Origin of the sequence: Pseudochrobactrum sp. XF203 (assembly GCF_020341615.1) — a bacterium.
Lineage (GTDB): Bacteria > Pseudomonadota > Alphaproteobacteria > Rhizobiales > Rhizobiaceae > Pseudochrobactrum > Pseudochrobactrum saccharolyticum.
Genome location: NZ_CP084392.1, coordinates 2,988,223 through 3,005,235 on the forward strand (window position 1 = coordinate 2,988,223; position 17,013 = coordinate 3,005,235).

At 52.5% G+C, this 17,013-nt stretch carries 14 protein-coding genes; 4 read left to right on the plus strand and 10 right to left on the minus strand.

Annotated elements, in window-relative coordinates; translation table 11 throughout:
• Nucleotides 1-121 precede the first annotated feature (121 nt).
• The 6 genes from atpD to LDL70_RS13660 all read right to left on the minus strand — a co-directional run bounded on the left by atpD (nt 122) and on the right by LDL70_RS13660 (nt 7,832).
• Nucleotides 122-1,603: a F0F1 ATP synthase subunit beta gene (atpD, locus tag LDL70_RS13635; protein WP_022709896.1), complete on the minus strand. Its 1,482-nt coding sequence runs from the start codon at nt 1,601-1,603 to the stop codon at nt 122-124.
• A gap of 17 nt (nt 1,604-1,620) precedes the next feature.
• Complete coding sequence (locus LDL70_RS13640; protein WP_022709895.1) at nt 1,621-2,511, minus strand: F0F1 ATP synthase subunit gamma; 891 nt, start codon at nt 2,509-2,511, stop codon at nt 1,621-1,623.
• A 22-nt stretch (nt 2,512-2,533) separates the two neighbouring features.
• Complete coding sequence (gene atpA, locus LDL70_RS13645) at nt 2,534-4,063, minus strand: F0F1 ATP synthase subunit alpha (RefSeq protein WP_022709894.1); 1,530 nt, start codon at nt 4,061-4,063, stop codon at nt 2,534-2,536.
• Nucleotides 4,063-4,623, minus strand: a complete 561-nt coding sequence (locus tag LDL70_RS13650; RefSeq protein ID WP_022709893.1) for a F0F1 ATP synthase subunit delta — start codon at nt 4,621-4,623, stop codon at nt 4,063-4,065. Before LDL70_RS13650 ends, atpA begins: the two co-directional genes overlap by 1 nt.
• A gap of 531 nt (nt 4,624-5,154) precedes the next feature.
• A complete protein-coding gene (locus tag LDL70_RS13655; protein WP_022709892.1) occupies nt 5,155-5,544 on the minus strand; it encodes a DUF4345 family protein in 390 nt (129 codons plus the stop codon).
• A gap of 152 nt (nt 5,545-5,696) precedes the next feature.
• The gene (locus LDL70_RS13660) at nt 5,697-7,832 is read right to left on the minus strand and encodes a primosomal protein N' (RefSeq protein WP_370637838.1); all 2,136 of its coding nucleotides are present in this window, start codon (nt 7,830-7,832) and stop codon (nt 5,697-5,699) included.
• A 267-nt stretch (nt 7,833-8,099) separates the two neighbouring features.
• Here LDL70_RS13660 and fsa point away from each other — a divergent pair, with 267 nt between their 5' ends.
• Nucleotides 8,100-8,753, plus strand: coding sequence for a fructose-6-phosphate aldolase (gene fsa, locus LDL70_RS13665; protein ID WP_075657254.1), 654 nt, complete (start codon nt 8,100-8,102; stop codon nt 8,751-8,753).
• A 214-nt stretch (nt 8,754-8,967) separates the two neighbouring features.
• Here the strand turns inward: fsa and lptE are convergent, their stop codons facing one another.
• Complete coding sequence (gene lptE / locus LDL70_RS13670) at nt 8,968-9,549, minus strand: LPS assembly lipoprotein LptE (protein WP_075657253.1); 582 nt, start codon at nt 9,547-9,549, stop codon at nt 8,968-8,970.
• The gene (gene leuS, locus LDL70_RS13675; RefSeq protein WP_225685299.1) at nt 9,536-12,151 is read right to left on the minus strand and encodes a leucine--tRNA ligase; all 2,616 of its coding nucleotides are present in this window, start codon (nt 12,149-12,151) and stop codon (nt 9,536-9,538) included. The genes lptE and leuS overlap by 14 nt, the downstream gene beginning before the upstream one ends.
• Nucleotides 12,152-12,265: 114 nt before the next feature.
• Between leuS and LDL70_RS13680 the strand changes: the two genes are divergently transcribed.
• Both LDL70_RS13680 and acs read left to right on the plus strand, forming a co-directional pair.
• Nucleotides 12,266-12,958, plus strand: a complete 693-nt coding sequence (locus tag LDL70_RS13680) for a YggS family pyridoxal phosphate-dependent enzyme (RefSeq protein ID WP_225685300.1) — start codon at nt 12,266-12,268, stop codon at nt 12,956-12,958.
• Between the two features lie 303 nt (nt 12,959-13,261).
• Nucleotides 13,262-15,217: an acetate--CoA ligase gene (acs, locus tag LDL70_RS13685; RefSeq protein ID WP_225685301.1), complete on the plus strand. Its 1,956-nt coding sequence runs from the start codon at nt 13,262-13,264 to the stop codon at nt 15,215-15,217.
• 17 nt (nt 15,218-15,234) lie between these two features.
• Here the strand turns inward: acs and LDL70_RS13690 are convergent, their stop codons facing one another.
• Nucleotides 15,235-16,113, minus strand: a complete 879-nt coding sequence (locus tag LDL70_RS13690) for an NAD-dependent epimerase/dehydratase family protein (RefSeq protein ID WP_225685302.1) — start codon at nt 16,111-16,113, stop codon at nt 15,235-15,237.
• Nucleotides 16,114-16,202: 89 nt separating this feature from the next.
• On the opposite strand from LDL70_RS13690, the gene LDL70_RS13695 reads away from it, so the two are divergent.
• Nucleotides 16,203-16,676 carry a GNAT family N-acetyltransferase gene (locus LDL70_RS13695; protein WP_225685303.1) on the plus strand — a complete coding sequence of 158 codons (474 nt, stop codon included), beginning with the start codon at nt 16,203-16,205 and terminating at the stop codon, nt 16,674-16,676.
• On the opposite strand, the gene LDL70_RS13700 is transcribed toward LDL70_RS13695, so the two are convergent.
• Complete coding sequence (locus LDL70_RS13700; RefSeq protein WP_225685304.1) at nt 16,673-16,924, minus strand: DUF1674 domain-containing protein; 252 nt, start codon at nt 16,922-16,924, stop codon at nt 16,673-16,675. The two genes, LDL70_RS13695 and LDL70_RS13700, sit on opposite strands and share 4 nt — an antisense overlap.
• Between the last annotated feature and the right edge of the window lie 89 nt (nt 16,925-17,013).

Here is a 17,013-nt window from a genome sequence, read left to right on the forward strand (position 1 = left end):
TCTATAGGTCAGCGTATCGAAACAACGCTGTCAGTTTTAACTCTGTTTTACAAGAGGGTTTGAAGAGACACACCTGTTGTAAGAACGGTCAGGCAGACCAAAGCCTGCCTGACCAATCACATTAAGCGGCCTGTGCCAGCTTCTGTGCTTTTTCAATCGCTTCTTCAATCGAACCGACCATGTAGAAAGCTGCTTCAGGCAGGTGATCGTAATCGCCTGCGCAAAGGCCTTTAAAGCCTTTGATTGTATCCTGAAGATCAACCAGCTTACCTGGCGAACCGGTGAAGATTTCAGCCACGAAGAACGGCTGGGACAGGAAGCGCTCGATCTTACGGGCACGGGTCACTGTCAGCTTATCTTCTTCAGACAATTCGTCCATACCAAGGATGGCGATGATGTCCTGAAGCGACTTGTAGCGCTGCAGAATTGACTGAACCTGACGGGCAGTCTCGTAATGCTCTTCACCAACGATCATCGGGTCAAGCATACGGGATGTTGAGTCAAGCGGATCAACCGCAGGATAAATACCCTTTTCAGCGATCGAACGGTTAAGAACCGTAGTCGCATCCAAGTGCGCAAAGGAAGTCGCAGGCGCAGGGTCAGTCAAGTCATCCGCAGGAACGTAAATTGCCTGCACCGAAGTGATCGAGCCTTTGGTTGTGGTGGTGATGCGTTCCTGCATCGCGCCCATATCCGTTGCCAGTGTAGGCTGATAACCCACAGCGGAAGGAATACGGCCGAGAAGCGCGGACACTTCCGAACCAGCCTGTGTGAAGCGGAAAATGTTATCCACGAAGAACAACACGTCCTGACCGTCATCACGGAAGCTTTCAGCGATCGTCAGACCGGAGAGAGCAACACGGGCACGCGCACCTGGCGGCTCGTTCATCTGACCGTAAACGAGAGCTGCTTTCGAGCCTTCGCCGCCACCCAGCTTGTTAACGCCGGATTCGATCATTTCGTGATAAAGATCGTTACCTTCGCGGGTACGCTCACCAACACCGGCGAATACCGAGTAACCACCGTGGGCTTTAGCCACGTTGTTGATGAGTTCCATGATGAGAACGGTTTTACCAACGCCCGCACCGCCGAACAGACCAATCTTACCACCTTTAGCGTAAGGGGCGAGAAGATCCACAACCTTAATACCGGTTACCAGAATCTCGGATTCAGGTGACTGTTCGATATATTCAGGAGCCGGCTGGTGAATACCGCGGGTCGCAGCAGTCACGATCGGACCAGCTTCATCAACTGGTTCACCGATCACGTTCATGATACGGCCGAGTGTTTCAGGCCCTACCGGAACGCGGATCGCATCGCCGGTATCACGTACTTCCTGACCGCGAACCAGACCTTCGGTCGAGTCCATAGCAATGGTACGTACTGTATTTTCGCCAAGATGCTGAGCAACTTCCAGAACGAGACGGTTACCGAGGTTGTCGGTTTCCAGCGCGTTCAGGATCAGAGGCAGATGATCATCAAACTGGACGTCGACGACAGCGCCGATGACCTGCTTGATACGGCCGACTGCACCAGATGCAGCCTCGCCGGACTTAGCCTTTGCCGTGGTCTTGGTAGTTTTCGGTGTCGCTGCTTTAGCCATCGATCCTTACCTTCCGATTAGAGCGCTTCCGCGCCCGCAATAATTTCAATCAGTTCTGTGGTGATCTGAGCCTGACGCTGACGGTTATATGTGATCGACAGCTTGTTGATCATATCGCCCGCATTACGCGTTGCGTTATCCATCGCGCTCATTTTTGCGCCCATTTCACCGGCCACATTTTCAAGCAGAGCGCTGAAAATCTGGACAGAGATGTTGCGCGGCAGAAGATCGTCAAGAATAGCAGCCGCATCCGGCTCATATTCATAGATCGCACCACCAGTAGAAACCGCTTCCCCAGCATCACCAGCCCCGCCATTGGCAGATGCCGGAATAAGCTGCTGAGCAGTCGGAACCTGATTAATCACCGACTTGAACTGCGAGTAGAACAGTGTCGCAACATCAAATTCGCCCTTGTTGAAAAGCGCGATCAGTTTGCGACCGATCTGGTCGGCATTGGCGAAACCAAGCTGCTTAACTTCGCGCAGATCAACGTGATCGATGATCTGACCGCTAAAGTCACGACGCAGAATGTCCGCACCTTTTTTGCCGACAGTAATGATTTTTACTGTCTTACCCTTTGCCAGCAACTGGCGGGCATGTTCACGGGCGAGACGTGCGATCTGCGAGTTGAAACCACCGCACAGACCACGTTCCGCAGTAGCGACGATGAGCAGATGCACATCGTCTTTACCGGTACCCGCCATCAGTTTCGGTGCATCATCACCGCTTACATTCTGGGCAATATTGGCCAGAACTGCACTCATCCGCTGAGAATACGGCCGTGCCGCTTCGGCTGCTTCCTGGGCACGACGCAGCTTAGCCGCGGCGACCATTTGCATCGCCTTGGTAATTTTCTGCGTCGCCTTAACCGAGGCGATACGGTTTCTCAGATCCTTTAGTGAAGGCATCCGTTCATCCCGTCAGAGTTAATCAAGCAAAGTTCTTGGCGAAAGCGTCGATAGCTGCCTTGAGTTTGCCCTTGATTTCGTCGCTGATTGCCTTCTGATCGCGGATCGCATCCAGCACATCTTTGTGCTCGTTGCGCAGCGATGCCAGAAGACCGGCTTCAAATTTGCCAACCTGATTAACAGCCAGCTTATCGAGATAGCCGTTAACACCGGCGAAAATCACAGCAACCTGTTCTTCGGTTTTCAGCGGCGAGAACTGTGGCTGCTTGAGCAGTTCAGTCAGACGCGCACCGCGGTTCAGAAGACGCTGGGTTGCAGCATCCAGATCGGAACCGAACTGCGCAAACGCAGCCATTTCACGATACTGAGCGAGCTCCCCCTTAATCGAACCGGCAACCTGTTTCATCGCTTTAATCTGAGCGGCAGACCCCACGCGGGAAACCGACAGACCAACGTTAACAGCAGGGCGGATACCCTGGTGGAACAGGTTGGTTTCAAGGAAGATCTGACCGTCTGTGATCGAAATCACGTTGGTCGGAATAAACGCGGAAACGTCACCGCCCTGAGTTTCAATAACCGGCAGAGCGGTCAGAGAACCTGCACCGAGTTCGTCATTCAGCTTAGCCGAACGCTCGAGAAGACGGGAGTGAAGATAGAATACGTCACCTGGGTAAGCTTCACGGCCCGGAGGACGACGCAGCAGCAGGGACATCTGACGATAAGCAACAGCCTGCTTGGAAAGGTCATCATAACCGATCAGAGCGTGCTGGCTGTTATCGCGGAAATATTCACCGATTGCGCAGCCTGTAAACGGCGCCAGATACTGCAGAGGCGCAGCATCGGAAGCAGTCGCAGCGATAACAACCGAATATTCCAGTGCGCCGCGCTCTTCGAGCACTTTAACGAACTGGGCAACGGTCGAACGCTTCTGGCCGATCGCAACATAGATGCAGAACAGCTTGTCTTTGTCAGGGCCGTTATCATGGATCGGCTTCTGATTCAGGAAGGTGTCGAGAATGATTGCGGTCTTACCGGTCTGACGGTCACCGATAACCAGCTCGCGCTGACCACGACCAACAGGAATAAGAGCGTCAATGGCTTTCAGACCGGTCGACATCGGTTCGTGAACCGATTTACGCGGAATGATACCAGGAGCTTTAACGTCTACGCGGCGACGCTCGGTTGCAACGATCGGGCCTTTGCCGTCGATCGGGTTACCAAGAGCATCAACAACGCGGCCGAGCAGGCCAGGACCGACTGGAACGTCAACGATGGCGCCGGTACGTTTAACGGTATCGCCTTCTTTAATGTCACGGTCAGAACCGAAAATAACAACACCAACGTTGTCGCTTTCAAGGTTGAGCGCCATACCGCGGATGCCACCCGGAAATTCGACCATTTCACCGGCCTGAACATTGTCCAGACCGTATACACGGGCGATACCGTCACCAACGGAAAGAACCTGACCAACTTCGGAGACTTCTGCCTCCTGGCCAAAATTCTTGATTTGCTCTTTCAGAATTGCGGAAATTTCCGCAGCGCGGATGTCCATCAGCCGACCTCTTTCAGTGCAAGCTTAAGAGAAGAAAGTTTAGTGCGAAGGGAAGTGTCAATCTGACGCGATCCCAGCTTCACAATGAGACCGCCAAGAATCGACGGATCGACAGTGACATTGATTGTCACGTCCTTGCCGGCCACACTCTTCAGCGTCGCCTTCAATTCATTTTGCTGCGCCTGCGTCAATTCGCGGGCAGAAGTCACATCAGCTGCAACTTCACCGCGGCTTTCAGCGGCGATCAGATAAAAAGCTTTGATCATGTCCGGCAATACGAAAAGCCGGCGATTACCAGCAACAACACGCAGGAAATTGCCGACCAGACCGGTGATACCGGCTTTGTCTGCAACTGCGGCGATTGCATGGAGCTGATCTTCAGCAGAGAAGACCGGGCTGTGGATCAGGCGGCGAAGTTCTTCGCTTTCACCGATCATAGCCTCGATGCGGCCAAGATCTTTCTCCACCTGAGCAACGGATTTAGACTCAAGCGCCAGATCAAACAGGGATCCAGCATAGCGCTGAGCAACACCGGAAATGAGCGAAGACGATCCTGTCACGAATAACCATCTCTCTTGGTTGAAATCCCGCTTTTAACGCATAGTTTATCCATGCACAAAAACAGCGATTTTATTGATGTTTTTCAATACCCCCCGATGAAGTGCCGATTTGCACCACCATCTGTGCCCTGCGGACGACCCGCCTGACTGCATTGAAATTCGAAAGCCGTCTAGCATAGACAATCAGGACTCGCAACACGCGAATCCCGCCGTTTCATGCGCTTTACAGTGCTATTTTGATGCGACGGACAGGTTTCATGAGCTAAAGTTCATAAGCACTGCAGGCTGCAAAAATCAGCGCCGCTTATAATTATTCAAATATAACAATAACTTAAATGAATATGCAGGATGATTTTACCGCGAAGAAAATGCCGGATTATCCAAACAGGCATTTCGCTAACCATTTGCAGAATTCCGGCAAAATTATGCTCACATCATACGATTTTTCTTTGGAGCATAATTCAGCCGCAACTGATTCCCGCTTCAGCCTCTGTCTGACAGATTCTGCTGAAGCGCGGCCTGTTTCAAAAGTCAGGCAACAAAGCCGAAAGCAAAGAGCAACGGGCCTGCGGCCAGCATCAGCTCGACCACAACGGCAATCCAGTTATAAAAACTGTTAGCCTTATCCGACATCATCGAAATCAGACGGCCGAAAAGCACAAAGCCCCAGACGCAACCCAGCGCCATCCATAAGAACGGTTGCGCGAATAACAGGCAGGCCACGCCAAGGCCGATATAAGGCCCTGCAATTGTCGCCCGTACCGATGAAAGAGCATTGGCACGCAGATCAGGAGCGTTGAGACGCAGAATTTTCAGCGAAATTCCCGGTGCAAACATCAGGATCAAACCAAAGAGCAACGTGATAACGCCCACAGTCCATGCCAGCCATTCACCCTGACTTGAAGGTAGATAAAACGCCACGTTACACCTCTTAAAACAGTCGTTGCTTCTCTGTGAGCAGCACCAAACATAACACGATAAGTGAGCTATATTCCTGACTTCGAGCCAAGCAAAGCAAAATTATCGGTTCGCATTGATACCGCTGCCAAGCAAGGCTTCTAAAACTCTGCAAGTTAAAGGAAGCTTTGCGGATCAATATCCACCTGCACCCGTAAGGAGCCGCGCGCTTTTGGCGCTGCCTGCAGCAATGCCCGCAAATAGGACTGCAGATCAGAACGTTTTGATCCCTGCACCAGCAACCGGAAGCGATGCCGCCCGCGAATCACTGCCAAAGGCGCTTCGGCAGGCCCCAGCACTTCAATCTCGCTATCTCTCGGCGCAGCACGTCGCAATGCACGGGCATGGCTCTCCGCTTCTGCTCTGCTGTCAGCCGAAATAATCAGCGCCGCCAGCCGCCCGAAAGGCGGAAGCATCCCGCGCTGACGCTCTTCAATTTCCCGTTCATAAAAAGCATGCGCATCACCGGCAATAATCGCTTTCAATACCGGATGATCAGGCTGATAGGTCTGAATCAGACCAACACTTTTACGCCCTGTACGACCTGCACGACCTGTCACCTGATTAAGCAACTGAAATGTGCGCTCTGCGGCACGCGGATCACCATTGGCCAGACCGAGATCGGCATCAATAACCCCCACCAACGTAATCAGCGGAAAGTTGTGGCCTTTGGCGACCAGCTGGGTGCCGATCACAATATCCGCCTCCCCTTTGGCAATCGCCTCCATCTCCATGCGCAGCCGTGTCACCCCGCCAAGCATATCGGATGAAAGCACGATAATTCGCGCATCCGGAAAGGTTGCAGCAGTTTCCTCGGCAATACGCTCCACACCGGGACCGCAAGCCACCAGATGATCCAGCGCCCCGCAGGACGGACAGGCTTCAGGACTTTTCTCGTGATAGCCGCATTGATGGCACATCAGCTGACCACGGAAGCGATGTTCCACCAGCCAGCTTGAACAATCAGGACATTGAAAACGGTGCCCGCAGACGCGACACAAAGTCAGCGGCGCATAACCGCGCCGGTTGAGAAACAGCAAAGCCTGTTCTTTACGCTGCAAAACCTGCCCGACAGCTTCTGTCAAAGCCGGCGACAAAAACCGTCCTGCCACTGGCGGAGAACGGCGCATATCAACCGGTTTCAGATCCGGCAATGCCGCATCGGCATAGCGTCCCTGCAACGGCACATAGCGATAGCGCCCCTGATTGGCATTGACCAGACTTTCAATCGACGGTGTTGCCGAGGCCAGAATAACAGGGAATTTGCCGATAGAACCACGCACCACCGCCATATCACGGGCATTATAAAACACGCGGTCTTCCTGCTTATAGGCGGGGTCATGTTCTTCATCGACAATAATCAGACCGGGATTAGCAAAAGGCAAAAACAAAGCCGAGCGCGCTCCGGCCACGACTTTGACCGTACCTTCCGCAATCTGCCGCCAGACGCGTTCCCGCTGGCGTGGCGCCAGATCAGAATGCCATTCTGCAGGACGCGTGCCAAAACGGCTTTCAAAACGGTCGAGAAACTGCTGGGTTAGCGCAATTTCCGGCAGCAAGATCAGAACCTGTTTGCCCAACTCGACAGCGCGCGCCACTGCTTCAAAATAAACTTCTGTCTTACCGGAACCTGTCACACCATGCAGCAGCGAGACCGAATAGACTTGCTCTTCCACCGCTTCGACAAGACATTGTGCTGCGGCCTGCTGATCCTCGGACAGATCCGCCTGCCCGTAAAACGGATCAGGTTCACCGACCACCGGCGGCGGCGGGATCATCACCTCTTCGAACAGCCCCTGTGCTTTCAGCCCTTCAACCACGCTGCCGGAAACACCGGCTGCATGGGCAAGGCCGGACTTCGTCCAGCTCAGACCATTATTGGCAACCTCCAGCACTTTTTCACGCGCTGCTGTCAGCCGCTCGGCTTTGCCGCCAATATAGCGCAAGCCCGGAATGAACGGTTCAGGATCGAAAGCGGCCGGTGCACGCAGCACCATTTTTGCCACCATACCGGGCGGTGACAATGTATAATCTGCCGTCCAGCGGATAAAGCGCAGCATATCGCGGCTCACCGGCGGGCAGTCGAAAACATGCAGGATGGATTTCAGCTTTTTAGGATCGACCTGATCGCTCGCATCATCGGTGACAATACCGGCCACTTCGCGCGGCCCCAGCGGCACGCGCACAATTGAACCGGCCTGAACGTCCATTTCCTCAGGAACCAGATAACTATAGGGACGTTCCGCCGGCATCGGCACAAGAACCGGAACAACACGGCGCGTCTTAATCTCTGTTTTCCCGTTCAAAAAATTATCCCGATCAGTTCCGGCATGCTGTTTTCACCGCTGTTTTTCACAACTGCACTTAACCGCAAACACTGCTTATATTCAATTCTTGATGAGATGCGCTGTTATTCACCAAAGGCAGTTTCGGTTTATAGAAATATGCGTTAAACAATCCTATCTTTGTCGGATATAATACCGTCTGTACAGCAAGCCCATAACGGAGGATAAGCTGAAATGAAATTCTTTGTGGATACCGCCGATGTCAAAGACATCCGTGAACTCAACGATCTGGGACTGGTTGACGGCGTTACCACCAATCCATCGCTGATCCTGAAATCCGGTGGCAACATTATTGATGTGACCAAGGAAATCTGCTCGATTGTTAAAGGTCCTGTTTCCGCAGAAGTCACCGCGACTGACTATGCAGGCATGATGAAAGAAGCAGCTGTGCTGGCGAAAATCGCCGACAATATCTGCATCAAACTGCCGGTAACGCTGGATGGTCTGAAGGCCTGTAAGGCTCTGACCTCTGATGGCCATGAAACCAACCTGACCCTGTGCTTCTCGGCCAATCAGGCGCTGCTCGCAGCCAAAGCCGGTGCGACTTATATCTCGCCTTTCATCGGCCGTCTTGATGATATCGGTCTGAATGGCATGGATCTGATCGGTGAAATCCGCACGATCTATGACAATTACGGTTTTGAAACCCAGATTCTTGCTGCTTCCGTGCGTACCGTCAATCACGTTAAGGAAGCTGCATTGATCGGCGCGGACGTCATCACTGCTCCACCTGCCACACTGAAAGCCCTCGTCAAGCATCCGCTGACTGATAAGGGTCTGGAAGCATTTCTGGCAGACTGGGCAAAAACCGGTCAGTCGATTGCTTAATCCGGCAATCATCGCATGAATAAAAAAGCCCGCTTTTTAGCGGGCTTTTTTAATATTCACGAAACACGGATATAGAACCTCGGTCAAAAATTGTCAGGCTGTGGCGAAAATGGTGATTTTTGAGCACCGGAACGGAATGTACTTTGAGGTACATGAGTACCGGAGCGCAGGAAATTGCCATTTGCAGCCCAGTCTGGCGGTTTTGGATCAGGTGCTATGGGAGTTTCTGCATATCCTGAGCCAGAGACAGTACAAGATACTGCGCCAGCTCTTCGGCTGCACGCTGCTGGGCATCACGATGGGCACGCAGGTTCGCAAATTCCTGACGCGGACGGTCATAGGATGAACTGACCTGACGGCGGCCGGTGGCTACAACCTTGCCATCCCTGTCACGCAGCACATAATTTGAGCTCATACGAACCGTACCGGCAGATGCACGGCCTTCCGTTGAATCACCCACATCCACTTCAACAGCAGATTCTGTGCTTGTCGAGAAACCAAGTGCCAAATGATAAGCCGGCTGTGACGGTTCCCCTGCCCCGCCGGACAGTCCGAAGATCAGGCGGTTACGCACCGCCTGCGCCGGAATGGAATCCACATCATCCACTTTGATGGTTGCCAGTTTGGTTTTAACACTGGAAGGCACACCACCGACACCGGCACTGCCACTTGATGAATAAAGCGGCTGCACCGTACAACCGGCAACAAACGCTGACAGGACGAGACCTGTCAGCACTGCCAGCCGCTTTTTGCGGATCGGAGATTTGTCTTTAGTGTGATGATCAGACAACGACATTCACAATCCTCTGCGGTACAACAACGAGCTTTTTAGGCTGACTACCGTTCAACGCAGCCTGAACAAAGTCAAGAGCCAAAACCGCTGCTTGCACTGTTGCCTGATCCGCATCACGCGCAATTGTAATGTCACCACGCTTCTTACCGTTAATCTGTACCGGCAGTGTAATGTCATTTTCAACGAGCAATGCTTCATCAATCACCGGCCAGCCACGGGTGGCAACCAGATCTGTCGCGCCCAGAACCGCATTACACTGTTCAGCCAGATGCGGCATCATCGGTGCAATCATTGCGATGAACATATCTGTCGCTTCACGGGTGGCAGCTTTGGTCACATCATCGGCTTTACCGGCAGCAACAGCCTGCAAAGGTGTGCTCAGCACATTCAGCAGCTCATAAAGACGGGCAATCGCACGGTTGAAAACGATTTTCTCAATATCGTCGCCAACGGCTTTCACAGTCTTATGGGCGGCCTTGGAAATCTGTGCGGCATCACCTTCATAGGCAGCTTTCGGAGCAACACCTTGCAGGTTTTCACCGGCTTCAGAAATCAGACGCCAGACGCGTTGCACAAAGCGATGCGCACCTTCCGCACCGGCTTCTGTCCACACAATGTCGCGCTCCGGCGGACTATCCGACAGAGTGAACCAGCGCGCGGTATCCGCACCATAAGATGAAATAATATCATCCGGATCGACAACGTTTTTCTTCGACTTCGACATTTTTTCAATCGAGCCGATTTCTACCGTTTCACCGGAATCCAGCATGGTTGCCGAACGAACACCGTTTTTGTCTTCGATACGGATTTCCAGCGGCGACACCCACTGACCATTATGCTTATAGGTTTCGTGAACCACCATACCCTGTGTGAACAGACCTTTGAACGGCTCTTCCACTTCCAGATGACCGGCCACTTTCATGGCGCGGGTGAAGAAGCGCGAATAGAGCAGATGCAGGATCGCATGTTCCACACCGCCGATATATTGATCAACCGGCAGCCATTCATCAGCAGCCTTGCGGTCAGTCGGTTCATTTTCCCAAGGAGCAGTGAAGCGCGCAAAATACCAGGATGAATCAACAAATGTATCCATCGTATCGGTTTCACGGCGGGCTTTGCTACCGCATTTCGGGCAGTTGATATGGCGCCAGCTGTCATGACGATCCAGCGGATTGCCCGGACGGTCAAAAGTAACATCATCAGGCAGCTGCACCGGCAGATCATTGCGCGGCACAGGCACGGTTCCGCAGGATTCGCAATGAATCATCGGAATCGGGCAGCCCCAATAACGCTGACGGGAAATACCCCAGTCACGCAGACGATATTGTGTTTTGCGGAATGCCTGCGGCTTGCCATAGAGATCAGTCTTTTCCAGACGATCCGCCACTTCATTAAACGCAGCTTCCGGTGTCATGCCGTCGAGGAAACGCGAATTGATCAGCGTACCTTCGTCGCTATAGGCCGTATCGGTGATAGTGAAGCTTGCAACATCCGCACCGGCAGGCAGAACAACCGGTGTAACGGTCAGCTTATATTTATTGGCAAAATCCAGATCGCGCTGATCATGTGCAGGGCAACCGAAGACCGCGCCTGTACCATATTCCATCAGCACGAAATTGGCGACATAGACCGGCAATGTCCATGAAGGATCAAACGGATGCTGAACGCGCAAACCAGTATCGAAACCTTTTTTCTCAATGGTTTCGAGCGTGGCAACAGATGTGCCATGCTGACGGCATTCAGCAGCAAAAGCAGCCAGACCTTCGTTGGTTTCAGCGAGCTGTTTTGCCAGCGGATGATCGGCAGCGATCGCCACAAAAGACGCACCGAACAGCGTATCCGGACGGGTTGTATAAACCTCAATATCGCCTTCGCGTTCAGCAAGCGCAAAACGCAGCTGCAGGCCTTCCGATTTACCGATCCAGTTCTTCTGCATCAGACGCACTTTGTCCGGCCACTGGTCAAGCGTATCCAGACCGGCGAGCAGCTCTTCGCTGAAATCGGTGATCTTGAAGAACCACTGGGTCAGTTCGCGCTGTTCAACCAGCGCACCGGAGCGCCAGCCACGGCCGTCAACAACCTGCTCATTGGCCAGAACCGTATTATCGACCGGATCCCAGTTGACCTTGGATGTTTTGCGGGTCACCAGACCTTTTTCAAACATATCAAGGAACAGCATCTGCTGACGGTGGTAATAATCCACATCACAGGTTGCGAATTCGCGTGACCAGTCCAGCGACAGACCCATGGTTTTGAGCTGACGTTTCATGGTGGCGATATTCTGATAGGTCCATTCTTTCGGATGAACCTTGTTCTGCATCGCCGCATTTTCTGCTGGCATACCGAAGGCGTCCCATCCCATCGGATGGAGAACGTTAAAACCGCGCGCGCGCTTATAGCGGGCAATCACGTCGCCCATTGCGTAATTGCGCACATGGCCGATGTGAATGCGGCCGGACGGATAAGGAAACATTTCCAGCACGTAATATTTTTCGCGTGGATCATCATTGGACGTTTCGAAGATCTTGTTTTCTTCCCAGATCTTCTGCCAATGGGCTTCGCTTACGCGCGGATTATATCGTTCGGTTGCCCGTTCAGTTACCATGGCTGTATTTACTCATGCAAAGAGAATGGAATATGTAGTGCGACCTTCATCATGGATTGGCCAAAGCGTCAACCTTCTCCCATAGTGAAGCGGCAGAAAAAGGAGATTTATACCATGAATGCACCCGCCAGCACCCTTGCTGACAATCTCAAAGCAGTTTGCACGGCTATTGCGCAAAGTGAACACGAAGCGCAGCGGACAGCAGGTTCGGTGCAGTTGGTTGCGGTTTCCAAGACCTTTGATGCTGCAGAGATTACACCTGCGCTGGAAGCGGGACAACGTATTTTCGGTGAGAACCGCGTTCAGGAAGCCGAAGCCAAATGGCCGCAACTGCGCGAGCGCTTCTCCGATATTGAGCTTCATCTCATCGGCCCGCTGCAATCCAACAAAGCGGCGGATGCTGTGGCTTTATTCGACGTGATTCAGACTGTTGACCGCGAAAAGATTGCCGCAAGCCTTGCCGGAGAAATCAGGAAGCAGAACCGCGCCGTCAAATTATTCGTTCAAGTTAATACCGGCAGCGAAGAGCAAAAAGCAGGTATTGATCCGCGTGAAGCTGTTGCCTTTGTTGCCCGTTGCCGTGATGTGCACGGGCTGGAGATTGCCGGTCTGATGTGTATTCCGCCGGTTGATGAAAATCCGGGGCCGCATTTTGCCCTGCTACGCAAGCTGGCGGCTGAAGCAGGCGTCTCTGAATTATCAATGGGTATGTCCGGTGACTTCGAGACCGCCATTGCTTTCGGCGCGACTTATGTGCGTGTCGGTTCGGCAATTTTCGGCAGTCGTCCGCCTTTAACAAAAGCCTGACCAAATCTTCTTTTCATGCTGTGCAGTTTTTCACTGTAATCTTACAGGACAACAACTTGTCGCAAATAATTGTCTTGCTTCACCCTGTAACAATTATAAACTCCGGCGCAATTCCGACAATTGTGCCGGAGGGATTACGCCGTCATTGAACCCTATGAGGGAACTCTATGAGGCACCCCGACACCAATACGGGAGCAGATCAGACTTTTTGCCTGATTTACGATGCGAACCGCACGCATTAACAATGGTGCGGTTTTTTATGCAATGTGCCGGCAAGGAGGGCCGCCGGCGCGAGGAGGAACTATGTCCGAGAAGAAATATCCGATTTTGCCGGAGGCGAAAGCGCGCGCGCTGATCGACAATGACACCTATCTTTCATGGTACAATGAAAGCATCAGCGACCCTGACGCATTCTGGGGCAAACACGGCAAACGTATTGACTGGTTCACACCTTATACCAAGGTGAAAGATACGTCTTTCGAAGATAACGTCTCTATCCGCTGGTATGAAGACGGCGTCACCAATGTCTCTTACAACTGTATTGACCGTCACCTCGAAAAGCGCGGAGATCAGACCGCGATTATCTGGGAAGGCGACAACCCTTATATCGACAAGAAAATCACCTATCGCGAGCTGCATGAAAATGTCTGCCGCCTTGCCAATGTGATGAAAAAACACGGCGTTCGCAAAGGCGACCGCGTTACTATCTATCTGCCGATGATTCCGGAAGCAGCCTATGCGATGCTGGCTTGTGCGCGTATCGGCGCAGTACATTCCATCGTCTTTGCAGGCTTTTCACCGGAGGCGCTGGCCGGTCGTATTATTGACTGTGAATCCACATTCGTCATCACCTCAGATGAAGGTATCCGCGGCGGCAAACCTATTCCGCTGAAAGAAAATACCGATACCGCGATTGATATCGCCGCTAAACAATATGTGTTTGTAAACAAGGTTCTGGTTGTGCGCCGTACCGGCGGCAAGATCAACTGGGGTCGCGGCCGCGATCTCTGGTATCATCAGGAAATTGCAAGCGTCGATGCGGTTTGCGAACCGGAACCAATGAAAGCTGAAGACCCGCTCTTCATCCTTTATACATCCGGCTCCACCGGCAAGCCGAAAGGCGTGCTGCACACCACCGGCGGCTACCTCGTTTATGCCTCGATGACCCATGAATATGTCTTCGATTATCATGAAGGCGATATTTACTGGTGTACAGCGGATGTGGGCTGGGTCACCGGTCACTCCTATATTGTCTACGGTCCGCTCGCCAATGGCGCCACCACGCTGATGTTTGAAGGCGTGCCGAACTTCCCGGATCAGGGACGTTTCTGGGAAGTGGTCGACAAGCATCAGGTCAATATTTTCTATACCGCACCAACGGCAATCCGTGCTCTGATGGGTGCCGGTGATGAATTCGTGACCCGCAATTCCCGCAAATCTCTGCGTCTGCTCGGCTCGGTCGGTGAACCGATCAATCCGGAAGCATGGGAATGGTATTATAATGTGGTCGGCGATCAGACCTGCCCGATTGTTGATACATGGTGGCAGACCGAAACCGGCGGCATTCTGATTACCCCGCTGCCGGGTGCAACCGATTTGAAACCGGGTTCGGCAACCCGTCCGTTCTTCGGCATCAAGCCACAGCTGGTGGACGCGGAAGGTGCTGTGATCGAAGGCGCGGCTGACGGCAATCTCTGCATCACCGATTCATGGCCGGGTCAGATGCGTACCCTTTATGGTGATCACCGCCGCTTCATCGAGGCTTATTTCACCACCTATAAGGGCAAATATTTCACCGGCGACGGCTGCCGCCGTGATGAAGACGGCTATTACTGGATTACCGGCCGCGTCGATGACGTGCTGAATATTTCCGGCCACCGCCTCGGCACTGCGGAAATCGAGTCGGCTCTGGTTTCGCACCACTCGGTATCGGAAGCTGCCGTTGTCGGCTATCCGCATCCGATCAAGGGTCAGGGCATCTATTGCTATGTCACGCTGATGACCGGCGAAGCAGAGCATGATGAAGATGCGCTGCGCAAAGAACTGACCAAGCATGTGCGCAGTGAAATCGGACCGATTGCAACACCGGATATGATCCAATTTGCACCGGGTCTGCCAAAGACCCGTTCGGGCAAGATCATGCGCCGAATCTTACGTAAAATTGCGGAAGATGATTTTGGTGCACTCGGCGATACATCAACTCTGGCCGATCCGGCAGTGGTGGATGATCTGATCGAAAAGCGTCAGAACCGTAAGTGACAGAATAAAAGGCCGGTTCAACCGGCCTTTTTATTTATATAGGCATCGGCCATTGCGGTCATATCCGGCTGGCCGTCATGATAGATAAAACCAGCTGCCTTCAGATCACTGCCATCAATAATCAGATCTTCAAAAAGCTGCTCATACATGGCTTTTTTGCCCAAGAGTGTCAGCCCTGCTTTCATCAGCGGGCGTGGCACAGGCACCATTCTGTTCGCTTTGCCCATTGTCTGCCGCAACCTTGTGACAAGCTGTTTTGTCGACAGCAAAACCGGATCAGCCAGATGGAAAATCCGGCGGTCAATTTGTGACTGACCGGCCAGAGCCATAAATTCCAGTGCCCGCACCACATTATTACAAGAAACAAAACTGCGCTGATTATTGGCACAGCCAAAGGGCAGAGGCACAGCACTGTCGCAGAGCTTCAATAACAGGCGCAGATTACCGGGGGCACCGGCACCATAAACCAGCGCAGGCCGTGCAATACCAATCTCAATGCCCTGCATTTTCAAAAGCCCCTGCTCCGCCAGCGCTTTTGCATGCCCGTAATCAGACAGCGGGCGATAGGACAAATCTGTTGTCAGCGATGACGGATGCCCCGCAACCACATTAATTGTCGAAACAAAGATAAAGCGCTTCACTCCCGCCATGCGTGCCTGTTCAGCCAAAGCCAAAACCAGCCGGTGATTAACCGCGTCCATTTCTGCGGGAGAGGCAGCATTGCTTCCGCTTCTGTGCGCAATGCCTGCACAATGGATGACACATTCTATACCGGAAAAATCAGGCTCACTCAGCTCATGACGTGTAATAATCCGAACTTCATGCGCCTGTTCGCGCAGATGCATGACAAGCCTGCGCCCGATAAACCCGCCAGCACCGGTAACCGCAATTTTCATCTGTCAAACCCGTATTTGAAATACCTGTTTTCCTGATAGCAATGCTCTGGCAATAATCATACCGCTTTGCAGCCAAATGAGGCCGGATCATGCATTTTCACTTCAGCCCCGCACGTTCAGAAGATTTCAGCAGATTATTGGAGCTGCGTCTGCTCACCATGCGGGAAAGCCTTGAACGGATCGGCCGTTTTGACCCGCAGCGGGCGTTTGAACGTTTTCAAAATAGTTTCCGTCCGCAGCACACACGCTTAATCTTGATCGGCAACCAGTTCGCCGGATGTGTTGCACTTGGGCCTGACGAAGGCGACTGGCTTCTGGAACATTTTTACATTGCACCGGCTTTTCAAGGGTGCGGTTTAGGAAGCCTTGTTTTAGCGCAACTGATTACCGAAGCTGAACAGGCAAAGAAAATTATAAAGCTCAGTGTCTTACAAAAAAGCGATGCTGCAAGGTTTTATGAAAAACACGGCTTTCACAAAACCGGCGAGGATGAATGGGACATCTATTATGCCCGTCTCCCGTCATTTCACGTGAATCATAGAACCGGAAAAATCCGCCTTTAAAAATCAATCGTGCGACCTTTGATTTCCCAATCGCCATAGCGCGCCGGATCTTTGCCGCCACGACCACCGATTTCTTTTGCCGCTTCTGCCTGCTGTTCTGCGGCGCGGCGCTCTTCAGCCTCCAGCAAAGCACGCTGGGCGGCAGGCGGCAGGTCTTCAAATTTTTTGCGTGGTGCAGGAGCATCTGTTTTTTGATAATCTGCCAATGAAACCACATTATTATTCACTGATGGTGTTTCATTATCCATGGGTTTTGTCCTGTCCGTCTGCAGCATATATCAAATTAAGTTTTAGCAGTGCTATCATAGCCCTTGTCTTATTGAAGATATAGTCTGCA

Excerpts from the sequence above, each read along its gene's own strand:
- LDL70_RS13680 (WP_225685300.1), top strand. The coding sequence starts at position 12,266 with ATGAATGCACCCGCCAGCACCCTTGCTGACAATCTCAAAGCAGTTTGC.
- acs (WP_225685301.1), top strand. The coding sequence starts at position 13,262 with ATGTCCGAGAAGAAATATCCGATTTTGCCGGAGGCGAAAGCGCGCGCG.
- atpD (WP_022709896.1), bottom strand. The coding sequence starts at position 1,603 with ATGGCTAAAGCAGCGACACCGAAAACTACCAAGACCACGGCAAAGGCT.
- lptE (WP_075657253.1), bottom strand. The coding sequence starts at position 9,549 with ATGTCGTTGTCTGATCATCACACTAAAGACAAATCTCCGATCCGCAAA.
- atpA (WP_022709894.1), bottom strand. The coding sequence starts at position 4,063 with ATGGACATCCGCGCTGCGGAAATTTCCGCAATTCTGAAAGAGCAAATC.
- LDL70_RS13690 (WP_225685302.1), bottom strand. The coding sequence starts at position 16,113 with ATGAAAATTGCGGTTACCGGTGCTGGCGGGTTTATCGGGCGCAGGCTT.
- LDL70_RS13640 (WP_022709895.1), bottom strand. The coding sequence starts at position 2,511 with ATGCCTTCACTAAAGGATCTGAGAAACCGTATCGCCTCGGTTAAGGCG.
- fsa (WP_075657254.1), top strand. The coding sequence starts at position 8,100 with ATGAAATTCTTTGTGGATACCGCCGATGTCAAAGACATCCGTGAACTC.
- leuS (WP_225685299.1), bottom strand. The coding sequence starts at position 12,151 with ATGGTAACTGAACGGGCAACCGAACGATATAATCCGCGCGTAAGCGAA.
- LDL70_RS13695 (WP_225685303.1), top strand. The coding sequence starts at position 16,203 with ATGCATTTTCACTTCAGCCCCGCACGTTCAGAAGATTTCAGCAGATTA.
- LDL70_RS13700 (WP_225685304.1), bottom strand. The coding sequence starts at position 16,924 with ATGGATAATGAAACACCATCAGTGAATAATAATGTGGTTTCATTGGCA.
- LDL70_RS13660 (WP_370637838.1), bottom strand. The coding sequence starts at position 7,832 with ATGCCGGCGGAACGTCCCTATAGTTATCTGGTTCCTGAGGAAATGGAC.